Below are 12,524 nucleotides of genomic sequence, written 5' to 3' on the forward strand. Positions count from 1 at the left end.
TTCTTCTATCTAAATTTTTACCTCAATTTAAGTTTCTGATCTCTGTTTTCCTCACCCATGCTTCTCTTTTTGGCTTTACACAATTCCCCTCCCCTGCGTCTGGACTCCAATATTTGTATATTTTGGGGAATATCTTCTTTGTGACAACCTCCCAAAATTTTTATTCTTAAAGATTCCCTCTGTTTCCCATAATTCAAACCTTAATTCATATCCACAGAGTTCCATATTTTCGCATCCCTCTGATCTTCCAATAATCGTATCTCCTGATAACCTCATTTTCCGCTTTCATTGTTTAGCCACAAGAATGTTTCACGTGAAACGCTCTGCTTTCCATTCTCACTTCTCCTATATATCTATTATCCGATGTTCCACGTGAAACACTACCTGTTATATATTCCGCTGTTATATTCTCCTCCGTCTTTTCCCTCAAAAATACCCTTTAACTGCGAATATTTCAAAGCAAGCTGCTGTCTGTCTAGGTTATCCCTTTCCGCAAAAACTGCCATTCTTGTCTTTTGCAGAAGGAAAAATCATTGCTTATTGGAATTGATCACAAGCCCTTAAGCAAATTTAAGCCGTTTTTTATACTTCTTAATATCATTAAATCGGCTTTTTCGCCAAGTACATCACATACGTGTCAAAAAATATAACCTTTCCTCCAGCTTCGTTTACTGCACATTTAAGACCATCATAAAACTTGCTCTTATACGGTTCAGAAAGTACAATATGGTCGCAATGCGTTCCGCAAAAGGCAATGTATTCATCTGTTGTAAATTCTCGCTTGCCATGATATTCACGTTTTTCAAAATCTACATATCCGTAATTTACAGCGTTTGAATAAACAAACGAACCCTGTTTATATTCTATATTAGGCTTAAAATAAGCTGAATAAACTTGCTGTATTTTATTGTAAAGCTCTTCATTCGGCGTTTTATAGTCCGCTTTCGTCAAAAGCATTGCAAGCACCCCGCCAGGATTTAACAAATCGAACGTTTTCTGAAAGGCTATATCCTCTGGAATCCATTGTATGGTTGCTGCAAAATAAATCATATCAAATCTCTGATCTCCAAAATCGTGTATGATAAAGTCAGCGTTTACAATATCAAAGTTTGCAAACTTTCCGTATTTTCTTTTCATCATATCAGCCAAATTCCCGCCAAGTTCAATCGCGTAATAATCGCATCCAGTATTTAAAATTGGTTCTGTAGCCTGACCTGTTCCTGGACCAAGTTCCAATATTTTTTTGCCTGGTTTGATATCGGCATAGGAAACCAGCTCCGCAAACAACTTCTCACTATATCGGGGCCTATACTTATCAAATTGTTCTGGAATTGTATCAAATACTTTTCTAAACTCCATGACTTTCTCCTTTACACACTTTAGATTCTCAATCTTGCTCAACACACACATTATATCACATATATGATTTTTGATTTTATTCCTGCTCTCTAAGCAACAACCGAACGAGATCGACGAGTGCTTTCGCCCTCAAATAGTATGGCTTTTCTTATATCTGCCCGTATCGTTTTATATCTCTATGGGAGATCCGGGCACCATTTTGAGACCAAAGAATCAAAAATAATAGCAATTTTCCGCACCTGACTCCCTTAAAAATTCAGTATTTGCAAGGAATTTCACAGGTCAATACTTTTTGACGGCACAAATTCTAATACTATTTTTTATATCCGTCTCTCCCCCCCATCCGAAACCCATCCAATGTTTCACGTGAAACACAAATGTAAAAACATGACCCAATGTTCCACGTGAAACATGAAACACGATCCAGTATTTTCCATAGCCATGTTTTTTCACAATCCTATTGTCATGCCATGCCGCCTATATTATAATAGGGGGAAAGGATCCACAGACTCTCTTTTCAGGAGGTTCATATTATGAAATCTAAAAATAAGATCATCACAGCGGTCCTTCTGGCTGCAGGAACTGCTGCCGGTACTGCTCTGATCAACAAATACATTAAGGTATCTGCCACATCCAAGAAGCTGCTGAGCCACCCGGAGCCCTCCATCTATAAATGGCGTCTCGGTGATATTTATTATACAAAAACTGGTACCGGAAAACCCCTTCTTCTGATCCATGATCTAACCCATGCATCCAGCGGCTGTGAATGGGACAACCTGATCCCATTCTTAAAGGACAATTATACGATCTACACCATCGACCTTCTGGGCTGCGGAAGATCAGAAAAGCCCAATCTGACCTATACGAACTTCCTCTATGTACAGCTTTTAAATGACTTTATTAAATCTGAGATCGGACGCCGCACCAATGTGATCGCCACCGGAAGTTCCTCCTCCCTGGTGACCATGGCCTGCAGCTATAATCCGGACTTATTTGAGCAGCTGATGTTCATTAACCCGGAAAGCTTTACCTCCTGCTCGCAGATCCCGGGCAAATCGGCAAAGTTTTATAAATTCCTCATTGACCTTCCCATTGCAGGTACTCTTCTGTACCACATTGCGTCAGCAAGAAGTCATATGGAAGAAGCGTTTTCCTCCAGCTATTTCTATAATTCCTTTGACGTGACGCCATTTTATGTGGATAAATATATGGAATCCGCCCACCTGGGAGACTCACCCAAGTCCATTTATTCCAGCGTGATCTGCAATTATACCAAATGCCGGATCAGTCCGGCCCTGGAGAAGATCGACAACAGTATTTACATTCTTGGCGGCGGAGAGGAACCTGACATCGACCAGATCATCCAGGAATATACACTTTGCAATCCGGCCATCGAAGCATCCAAAGTTCCTGAGACCAAACATCTGCCCCACCTGGAAAAGCCCCAGGAGGTTTATAAACTCGTCAATATGTTCTTTCATTAGGACCGCCCGCTTATAAACGTATAAACGGTCTTCTAAAAAATAATTCCCGGAAACTGCGGCCAATTTCCGGGAACATGACTGATTTCCGAAAGCCGCTGCCGCAGGCCGCAAACGTATTCTGACACACAGAAAAACCGCCAGAAAGGATCGGAACATCTCATGTTCCAGATCCGTCTCTGGCGGCTTTTTTATTTCAGCGGCTCCTTTCCAGGCATCCCCGCTTTGCGGGGATATTTTTTCGGAGTCACATTTATTTTATCAATGGGAACAAAGGTCCGGTCCACATCTGTCCCGGGAAGTACAAGGGTCTTCGTCTCTCTCATAGAGCCTCCCAGCTTCTTTACAGCGCTCTCAGCCTCTCTGGCCTCCTCTTCCACCTTTCCGGATTTATAAGGAAGGAATTCTCCTCCTGCCTTCACAAAGGGAAGACAATATTCCGACAAGGTGGAGAGATTCGCAACTGCTCTGGATACACAAAGATCAAACTGTTCCCTATACTCTTTGTTCCGTCCAAAGTCCTCTGCCCTTCCATGGACCGCCGTGATCCCCGTCAGTCCCAGCTCCTGGATCACGGTGTTTAAAAAGCCCACCCGCTTGTTCAGAGAATCCAGAAGCGTGATCTGAAGCTGTGGAAATGCGATCTTTAAGGGGATTCCGGGAAATCCGGCTCCGGTCCCCACGTCGATACAGGAATACGCCTCTGTACGGATCCCATCGAACACCTTTACCACCAGGAGACTGTCCACAAAATGCTTTGTGACCACCTCCGGCATTTCTGTAATGGCCGTCAGATTCATCACCTGGTTCCATTCCGTTAAAAGCTGAAAATATTTAAAAAACTGCTCCTTCTGCTTCTCTGTGAGAACGATTCCCAGCTCTTCACAGCCAGCATCCAGAAGTCTTGCAAACTCTTCCATCCTATCTCCTTCCTGCCTGCTCTAAATACACCATGAGGACCGAAATATCTGCTGGAGACACGCCAGAGATCCGGGACGCCTGACCGATGTTCAAAGGCTGATAAAGGTTCAGCTTCTGTACCGCCTCATTCCGGAGGCTTTTCACAGTGGAGTAATCAAAATCCACCGGCAGCTTACGGCTCTCCAGCTTCTTAAACTGTGTCACCTGCTGCATCTGACGCCGGATGTATCCCGCATATTTAAGATTTATGTCAACCTGTTCACAGACATCCCAGGGGAGACTGGGCCTCTCCGGATCCAGCTCCTTTAATGCCTCATATCCCAGCTCCGGCCGCCGGATCAGCTCTGCAAGGGTCGTGCCGGATTTTAGCAATGTGCTGTTATGCCGTGCTAAAAAGTCCTGTACCTGCTCTCCGGCTCCCACAGTCCTCTTTTCCAGACGATCCATTTCCTTCTGTATAGCCTCTTCCTTCCAGAGAACGTACTGATACTGCTCCTCGCTCACAAGTCCGATCTCATGACCGATCTTCCTCAGCCGCAGGTCCGCGTTGTCCTGACGCAGGAGCAGCCGGTATTCGGCCCTGGAGGTCATCATCCGGTACGGCTCATGGTTTTCTTTAGTCACCAGATCGTCGATCAGCACGCCGATATACGCCTGGGAGCGGTCTAAGATCACAGGCTCCTTTCCCTGCAGCTTCCTGGCGGCGTTGACACCGGCCATAAAGCCCTGGACAGCCGCCTCCTCATAGCCGGAGCTGCCGTTGAACTGGCCGCCGGAAAACAGGCCGCTGATGGCCTTAAATTCCAGGGATGCGTCTAACTGTCTGGGATTGATACAGTCGTATTCAATGGCATAGGCGTTCCTTACGATCTTCACGTTCTCCAGCCCCGGCACCGTCCGGTACATGGCGTACTGGACGTCCTCGGGCAGGGAGCTGGACATGCCGCCCAGATACATTTCATTGGTGTACAGTCCCTCCGGCTCCACAAAGACCTGATGGCGCTCCTTATCGGGGAATTTTACCACCTTATCCTCAATGGACGGACAGTACCTGGGGCCAGTCCCCTCGATGGCCCCGGAAAACAGTGGGGAACGGTCCAGATTTTCCCGTATAATCTCATGGGTCTTTTCATTCGTATAAGTAAGCCAGCAGGAGACCTGCTCTCTCTGCACCGTCTCCGGATCCGTGGAGAAGGAAAACGGAACGACCCGTTTATCTCCAAACTGCTCCTCCATCTTTGAAAAGTCGATGGAACGGCGGTCAGCCCGGGCCGGAGTCCCCGTCTTAAACCGGTACATCTCGATCCCATGCTCCTTCAGAGAATCCGTCAGATGGTTGGCCGCCTGAAGGCCGTTGGGCCCGGTAGGATTGCTCACGTCCCCGTACACACATCTGGCTCCCAGATACACACCGGTGGCCAGCACCACAGCCCGGCAGTGGTACACAGCGCCCGACAGGGCCTTCACCCCTGTGATCCGCTTTTTCTCTCCGCCCTCTTCTGCCGGTTCAGTTAAAATTTCCGATATTTCCGCCTGCCGGATGGTCAGATGGTCCGTATTCTCCAGAACACGCCGCATCTCACTGGTATAATCCTGTTTATCAGCCTGGGCCCGCAGCGAATGGACCGCCGGCCCCTTGGATTCATTTAACATTTTGGACTGGATAAATGTCTTATCGATATTTTTTCCCATCTCGCCGCCCAGAGCGTCCAGTTCCCGCACCAGATGGCCCTTGGAGCTGCCGCCGATGTTGGGGTTGCAGGGCATGAGAGCAATACTGTCCACGCTGACCGTGAACATAATGGTCTCAAATCCCAGTCTGGCTGCCGCCAGCGCCGCCTCACATCCGGCATGTCCGGCTCCTACGACGGCAATGTCATAGCTTTCCTCTAAAAAAGGCATAGACTTCCTCTTTTCTAACTCTCTATTTTCCCATACAGAACTTGCTGAAGATCTCGTTGACCAGATCATCCTCCACCGCTTCTCCCACAATGAGCCCCAGCTTTTCGTAGGCATTCATCAGATCGATGGAAAAGAAGTCCTCGGGCATTCCGCTTTCGATGCTGTTTTCCACCATACGGATGCTGTCATAGGCTTCCCGCAGGGCCTCCGCGTGGCGCACATTGGTGATCAGGATCTGATCGTTGAAGTCGATCTCCCCCTCGTAAAACAGGGACTTGATCTCCTCCTCCAACTGGTCGATCCCAGTCTCCTCCTTGGCTGAAATGGAGATCACCCGGTGGCCCGATTTTTCCGCGATCTCCTCCAGGGATACCACCGGCTCCAGATCGCTCTTATTTAAAAGGACCACAGCCTTCCGCTCCCGGATCAGCTCCATGATCTGAAGGTCGTTTTCATCCAGTTCCCTGGAACCGTCCACCACATAAATAATAAGGTCCGCGTCCCTGGCTGCCTCCATGGCCCGCTCCACGCCAATTTTTTCCACCACGTCGCTGGTGGAACGGATCCCGGCCGTGTCCACCACGTTGAGGCTGATCCCCTGGAGATAAATATGCTCCTCCAGGATATCCCGGGTTGTCCCGGCTATATCCGTCACAATGGCCCGGTCCTCTCCTACTAAAACGTTCATCAGAGAAGATTTTCCCGCGTTGGGCTTTCCCAGGATCACGGTCCGGATCCCTTCCGATACCACGCGTCCATTGGCTGATGACCGGATCAGCCTGGACAGCTCCTGCTCCATTTTCTGGACTCCGATGAGCAGTCTTTCCCCATAGCCATCCAGAGAAATATGCTCCGGATCATCCAGAGCTGATTCAATAAAGGCGATCTCATACAGGATCTTTTCCCGTAATTCCCTGATCTTTTTTGAAACGCTCCCCCGGAGCTGGCCCACCGAGGATTTCAGCGCATACTCATTTTTCGCGTTGATCACGTCGATGACGGCTTCCGCCTGGGACAGGTCGATCCTTCCATTTAAAAACGCCCGTTTTGTAAATTCACCGGGTTCTGCCAGCCTGGCGCCTGCCTTTAATACAGTTTCCAGGATCCGCCGTGTCACAAGCATGCCTCCATGGCAGTCGATCTCCACCGTATCCTCTGCTGTAAAGCTCCTTGGCCCCCGCATCAGCATCACCAGGACCTCGTCCACCACCTGGTCCCCGTCATAAATATATCCGTAATGGATCGTATGGCTGGGAGATCCCTCCAGCGTCTCCTGTTTTCCTTTTTCCTTAAAGATCCGGTCGGCAACCGCCACGGCCTCCTGGCCGCTGATCCGTACAATGCCGATGCCGGAATTTCCCATGGCTGTGGCAATGGCCGCAATGGTATCCGTATGAATCATACTCTTCTCCTGTTCCAGGGCATTTTTCCTCAATTATCGTCCTTTATAATAGCACAAAGGGGCTGCCCCAGGCAACCCCTTCTGATTTTCTTATATGCTTTTACTCTTCCGGATTTCTGCTGCGGTCCGGTCTGGGCCGTCTTTCCCTGCGTTCTTCCCTTTTTAAGGAGATCACCACATGGCGGAACGGCTCCTCGCCCTCGCTTCTTGTGAACACATATTTATCGTTCTGTAAGGCGGAATGGATGATCCGTCTCTCATAAGGATTCATGGGCTCCAGAGCGACAGAACGCTTCGTTCTCTTTACCTTATAGGCAATATTCTTCGCCAGGGTCTCCAGGGTCTCCTTCCTTCTGGCACGGTAATTTTCCGTATCCAGCTTTACCCGTAAATACTCGTCAGTCTTTTTATTGACCACAAGACTTACCAGGTACTGTAAGGAATCCAGGGTCTGTCCCCGCTTTCCAATGAGGATCCCCATTTCGCCGCCGGTAAGATTTACCTCCAGCTCCTTTTCCTCCTCATTGAGCTTCGTCTCCACATCAACGGAAATGCCCATGGCGTCAAAAACGGAATTTAAGAACTCGACTGCTTTATCATCGACGGTTTCTATTTTTTTCGCACGGATGATCGCCGGCCGGGAGCCGAAAAGTCCGCCCAGCACACCTGCGCTTCCCTTTTCAACCACCTCATACTGAAGTCTGTCGCTGCTGACGCCCAGCTGCACCGATGCCTGGGTGATGGCATCTTCCACAGTCTTTGCCGTTACTGTAATCATTTCCATAACAGAATCCCCCTATTTGTTCTTTCCACGCTTTTCATGTGCTTCGTTATACTTCTGGACCATGGCCGCCTTGGCTGCAAGGCTGCCCGGCTTCGCAGTCTCATTGTAAAAACGCTTGGATTCCTCGATCTGCTTTGCAGTCTTTTCCCGGCGGATCTCCTCCGCAGCCTTTTCCCTTTCCTCCTCTTCCTTAATGGATTTTAAGGAAGCGGTAGCATTCTGGGTGATCTTTGCCGGAGGAAGTCCCTGCTTGGCACGTTTCTTATTCACCTTTTCCAGATTCTTCTTCACCATCTCGTCGATGTCGATCTTATCCATATAAGAATTTACAAGAAGCTGCTGGATGATCTGCACAACACTGGTGGCGATCCAGTAAATACCAAGACCGGCCGGCATGGTGATACAGATAAAGGCAGAGAACAAAGGCATGGTGACCATCATCATCTGCATGGACTGGGCTGTCGGGTTATCCGGATCCGGCTTAGGCTGCTGGCCCTGCATCAGCTTTGTACTGAGCCACTGGGTAAGGGCTGCCAGGATCGGAATGCTCCATGCCAGAGACGGAGCCCAGCCGGGAGCCTCAGCCATATTTAAGCCGCAGAAGGTGTTCATCCGCTCGATCACGCTGGCATTTTCCGCGATTACACTGGAAATAGCCGGGAACAGTCCCTCTAACTCCTGCCACTGGGCAGTCGTGAATTTATAAAGCAGGTCCACCATCTTGTCGGCGCTGGCAAAATCAAAGGTCTCAATGGATTTCACCGCTGCTGCTGTGGCAATATTGGTAATGCCCTGCATCTTTTCTGCGTAACCGGCCTGTCCCATTAACGGGATGACCACATTGTCAAAATATACCCGGACAGACGGAACGTAAGCCGGAATATTATAGATCACACGGTATAAGGCAAACAGGATCGGCATCTGGATCAGCAGGGGCAGACAGCCGCCTGTCATGCTGGTGCCGTACTTTTCATAAACCGCCTGAACCTCCACGTTCTGGCGCTGTAAGGACTCGTTATCTGTTTTTCCCTTATACTTTTTCTGGATCGCCTGAATTTCAGGGTTCATCACAGACATGAGCTTCGTAGTCTTCTGCTGCTTGATCGTAAGAGGGATCATCAGAGTCTTCATTACGATGGTAAACAAGATGATACATAAGCCCACGTTGAAAATACCAAAGATATCCGTAAACCGGAACAGGATATCCATGATATATCCAAGGACGGTAGCAATCGGTCCTAAAATAGACCCTGCTTTTGTCAATATCATAGCTGTAACCTCCTGGGTTTCCTACGGAACTGGATCATAACCGCCTTTTGCAAACGGATGACAGCGAAGGATCCGCCTGCAAGCAAGATACGTACCCTTTACAGCGCCATACTTTTCCAGTGCTTCCAAGGCGTATTGGGAGCACGTAGGCGTGTAGATACAGTGAGGGCCAATACACGGCGAAATAAACTTTCTGTAAAACCTCACCATGCCCATTAATACTTTTTTTACCAAACCTCTCACTTCGATTCTTTTAAAATGTTATGAAGTCCGCATAAGTGCAGAAACGCACTTTCAATTTTGTCGAATTTTTTGTCTCTGGCCGCGGCCCGCGCAACCACAACGATGTCTTTTCCATCCTCCAGCATGTCTTCGTTTAAACGGAAGCTCTCCCGCACAAGCCTGGCAAACCGGTGTCTTACGACGCTGTTGCCGACCTTCTTACTGACAGAGATCCCGATCCTGGCTCCCTTTCGGTCTGTATCCAGCACATACATGACCAGGTACTTATTTGCATAGGACCTTCCCTGGCGGTAGACCGCCTGGAACTCGCTGTTTTTCTTTAACGAATGAAATCTCTTCATAGAAACCTCAAAAAATAAGAGTACCCAAAAGTTTTCCTAAACTTCCGGATACTCTCTTGGATTCATTAAGCTGATAATCTGGCTCTACCTTTTGCTCTTCTGGCAGCTAAAACTTTTCTTCCGCCTGCGCTGCTCATTCTCGCTCTGAAACCATGAACTCTTTTTCTCTGAGTATTTTTCGGCTGAAATGTCATCTTCATAATCCCGGCACCTCCTCTTACTATAAATTCCAAGTACCTTTTTTCATGTACTGTATAAACTTAGACATGATGAAACATCGTTTCAATTATATAGAAGTTATGCGGCTTCGTCAAGACTAAATTTCGGGAAAAAGCCAAAAAAGGAGCGGGAAATTCCCGCTCCGCAAGAAAATGTATTTATTTTCTTATTTGTCACTATATTTAGTATCTTCCTATTATATAATAAGAAACGTTTTTTTCAACTAATGGTTTTTTACCTTTAAAAGCGCCTTTACAATGGCTGTGGTCAGGATCGCCGCCACAATGGCCTCCGGGATCCCGAAGCCCACGATCACTCCCAGGATCATATCATAAAGGCGGGCCACCACTTTATTTGAGGCTGCGGCATAGCTGTTTCCAAAGAAAAAGTAGATGCCGTTCATTACCAGGATCGTATTGGTCATGGAACCTGCGATACCAGCCAGGCCAAGGGCCACGGTCTGGCCGCCCTTTTTTCCACGGGCGAGCTTTAAGACCAGCTCATACACATAGTATGCCGCCACTCCGATCAGGACTCTGGGGACGATGGAGATCACCACACTCCACATATTCCCGCTGTATCCGCCAATGGTCACAAAGGGGCTGAATACAAAGGAGGTCACCGTAGGCGTAAGCGTCGCACGGACCAGACTGGTGAGCCCAAATACAAGGCCCAGATACGCGCCGTATTTAGGGCCAAGAAGGAGCGCGCCGATGATGACCGGGACATGGATTATGGTGGCATTCATAAAGCCAAGGGGGATGTAGCCCAGGAACGGTACTACTGACATGGCAATGATGACGGCCGTGAAGATCCCGGCAAGGGACATGTCTAAGACTTTCTTTTCAATTTTCATGATCTTCCTCCTGCTACTGTTCTTTTCTTATAAAAGATACAATGCAATATAGTCACACACGCATTATACAAAACCATGGGAAAATGTCAATAAAGTTTTCCCCATTCCTATGAAAAATAATTATCCCCAATTTGTGGACAAACTGTGGATAACTTTCTGGATAACTTGCGGATAATTTGTGGATTGAATCTTTTCATTGAAAATTCCATCGGATTATTGTAAAATGATATTAGATTGGGTTTATGTGCTTTTGTGGACGGGTCCAAAACTTATCCACAGTTATGCACAGGTTTATACACATATTTAGGAGTACAGATATGCTGGAGAAAATTTTAGAGAAATGGGACGCGATCCTTTTAAATATCAAGGAGGAGCACGATGTCACCGATGTGTCCTACAAGACGTGGCTGCTGCCTTTGAAGCCATATTCTGTGGATAAACATATCCTCACCATCCTGGTGCCCGACGCCCTGTTTCTGGAGTATGTGAAAAAAAAATACGAGTTTTTGTTGAAAGTTACCATTGAAGAGCTGACCGGGATCTCCTGTGAGATCACATTTATCCCCAAAGACAGCATCAAAGAGGAGGAACCGGAAAAAAAGCTGATCCAGAACCACACGGCTGCCGTTAGCCAGCTGGCGATCCAGAACGCCAATCTGAATCCCCGCTATACCTTTGACACCTTTGTGGTGGGAAAAAATAACAACCTCGCCCACGCCGCATCCCTGGCTGTGGCCGAATCCCCAGGAGAGATCTACAATCCGCTTTTTATTTATGGAGGCGTGGGACTGGGAAAGACCCATCTGATGCATTCAGTGGCCCACTTTATCCTAAAAAATAATCCCAGCGCCAAGATCCTCTATGTGACCTCTGAGAAATTCACCAATGAGCTGATCGACGCCATCCGTAATAAGAACAACGTTTCCACCACGGAATTCCGTGAAAAATACCGGACCAACGACGTCCTCCTCATTGACGATATCCAGTTCATCATTGGAAAAGAAAGTACCCAGGAGGAGTTTTTCCACACCTTCAACGCCCTTTATGAGGCCAAAAAACAGATCATCATCTCCTCAGACCGCCCGCCCAGAGAGATCGAGACCCTGGAGGACCGTCTCCGCTCCCGGTTCGAGTGGGGTCTGACTGTGGATATCCAGCAGCCAGACTATGAGACACGGATGGCGATCCTCCGGAAAAAGGAGGAGCTGGAGGGCTATAATATTGATAATGAAGTGATCAAATACATCGCCTCCAACATTAAATCCAATATCCGTGAGCTGGAGGGAGCCCTTACAAAAATTGTAGCCTTAAGCAAGCTGAACAACCGCGAGATCAATATCGAGCTGGCGGAGGAGGCCTTAAAGGACCTGATCTCCCCCAATGCCGTGAAGGAAGTGACTCCCCAGCTGATCCTTAATGTGGTGGCGGAGCATTTTGGGATCAATACCCTGGATATCATCGGCCAGAAGCGCAGCAAGGAGCTGGTATTCCCCCGGCAGATCGTGATGTATCTCTGCGGTGATATGACGACCGAGTCCCTCCAGAATATCGGCAAAACCCTGGGAGGCCGCGACCACACCACGATCATCCACGGAACGAAGAAGATCGCCGACCGTTTAAAGACCGATGAAAATCTTCAGAACACTGTGGATATCTTAAAGAAAAAGATCAATCCTCACTGATCTGTGGACAGCCTTGTGGAATACCCGTGAAAAATTTGTGGATAAGCAGCTGAAATTTTTTTCAG

At 47.9% G+C, this 12,524-nt stretch carries 13 protein-coding genes; 2 read left to right on the top strand and 11 right to left on the bottom strand.

The genetic code is table 11. From position 1 onward, the window contains the following. Nucleotides 1-75: 75 nt before the first annotated feature. Together ACI6NM_RS10100 and ACI6NM_RS10105 are read right to left on the bottom strand one after the other, a co-directional pair. Nucleotides 76-276, bottom strand: a complete 201-nt coding sequence (locus ACI6NM_RS10100; protein ID WP_438500859.1) for a hypothetical protein — start codon at nucleotides 274-276, stop codon at nucleotides 76-78. Nucleotides 277-600: 324 nt separating this feature from the next. Then, entirely contained in the window at nucleotides 601-1,359 is a 759-nt protein-coding gene (locus tag ACI6NM_RS10105) for a methyltransferase domain-containing protein (protein ID WP_438500860.1), read from the bottom strand. Nucleotides 1,360-1,892: 533 nt separating this feature from the next. On the opposite strand from ACI6NM_RS10105, the gene ACI6NM_RS10110 reads away from it, so the two are divergent. Continuing rightward, entirely contained in the window at nucleotides 1,893-2,843 is a 951-nt protein-coding gene (locus tag ACI6NM_RS10110) for an alpha/beta fold hydrolase (RefSeq protein WP_337811120.1), read from the top strand. Between the two features lie 188 nt (nucleotides 2,844-3,031). Here the strand turns inward: ACI6NM_RS10110 and rsmG are convergent, their stop codons facing one another. From rsmG to ACI6NM_RS10155, 9 genes are all read right to left on the bottom strand, one after another. Further along, nucleotides 3,032-3,760: a 16S rRNA (guanine(527)-N(7))-methyltransferase RsmG gene (rsmG, locus tag ACI6NM_RS10115; RefSeq protein ID WP_337811119.1), complete on the bottom strand. Its 729-nt coding sequence runs from the start codon at nucleotides 3,758-3,760 to the stop codon at nucleotides 3,032-3,034. Between the two features lies 1 nt (nucleotide 3,761). After that, entirely contained in the window at nucleotides 3,762-5,663 is a 1,902-nt protein-coding gene (gene mnmG / locus ACI6NM_RS10120) for a tRNA uridine-5-carboxymethylaminomethyl(34) synthesis enzyme MnmG (protein ID WP_337811118.1), read from the bottom strand. A gap of 22 nt (nucleotides 5,664-5,685) precedes the next feature. Beyond that, nucleotides 5,686-7,062, bottom strand: a complete 1,377-nt coding sequence (gene mnmE / locus ACI6NM_RS10125; RefSeq protein WP_262563103.1) for a tRNA uridine-5-carboxymethylaminomethyl(34) synthesis GTPase MnmE — start codon at nucleotides 7,060-7,062, stop codon at nucleotides 5,686-5,688. Between the two features lie 103 nt (nucleotides 7,063-7,165). Then, nucleotides 7,166-7,849, bottom strand: coding sequence for an RNA-binding cell elongation regulator Jag/EloR (jag, locus tag ACI6NM_RS10130; RefSeq protein ID WP_022272200.1), 684 nt, complete (start codon nucleotides 7,847-7,849; stop codon nucleotides 7,166-7,168). A 12-nt stretch (nucleotides 7,850-7,861) separates the two neighbouring features. Further along, entirely contained in the window at nucleotides 7,862-9,118 is a 1,257-nt protein-coding gene (locus ACI6NM_RS10135; protein ID WP_022272199.1) for a YidC/Oxa1 family membrane protein insertase, read from the bottom strand. A 21-nt stretch (nucleotides 9,119-9,139) separates the two neighbouring features. Then, nucleotides 9,140-9,334: a membrane protein insertion efficiency factor YidD gene (gene yidD, locus ACI6NM_RS10140; RefSeq protein WP_215653421.1), complete on the bottom strand. Its 195-nt coding sequence runs from the start codon at nucleotides 9,332-9,334 to the stop codon at nucleotides 9,140-9,142. Between the two features lie 23 nt (nucleotides 9,335-9,357). After that, complete coding sequence (rnpA, locus tag ACI6NM_RS10145) at nucleotides 9,358-9,702, bottom strand: ribonuclease P protein component (RefSeq protein ID WP_022272198.1); 345 nt, start codon at nucleotides 9,700-9,702, stop codon at nucleotides 9,358-9,360. Nucleotides 9,703-9,767: 65 nt separating this feature from the next. Next, nucleotides 9,768-9,902, bottom strand: coding sequence for a 50S ribosomal protein L34 (rpmH, locus tag ACI6NM_RS10150; RefSeq protein WP_158359160.1), 135 nt, complete (start codon nucleotides 9,900-9,902; stop codon nucleotides 9,768-9,770). A gap of 242 nt (nucleotides 9,903-10,144) precedes the next feature. After that, a complete protein-coding gene (locus tag ACI6NM_RS10155) occupies nucleotides 10,145-10,777 on the bottom strand; it encodes an ECF transporter S component (protein WP_022272197.1) in 633 nt (210 codons plus the stop codon). Between the two features lie 317 nt (nucleotides 10,778-11,094). Here ACI6NM_RS10155 and dnaA point away from each other — a divergent pair, with 317 nt between their 5' ends. Further along, nucleotides 11,095-12,459 (top strand): chromosomal replication initiator protein DnaA, encoded by a 1,365-nt coding sequence (gene dnaA / locus ACI6NM_RS10160; protein WP_438500861.1) that lies wholly within the window; start codon nucleotides 11,095-11,097, stop codon nucleotides 12,457-12,459. Nucleotides 12,460-12,524: the final 65 nt, after the last annotated feature.

It is taken from the genome of Pilosibacter sp. YYHA0881 (assembly GCF_051602715.1).
GTDB classification, from domain to species: Bacteria; Bacillota; Clostridia; order Lachnospirales; family Lachnospiraceae; genus Alitiscatomonas; species Alitiscatomonas aceti.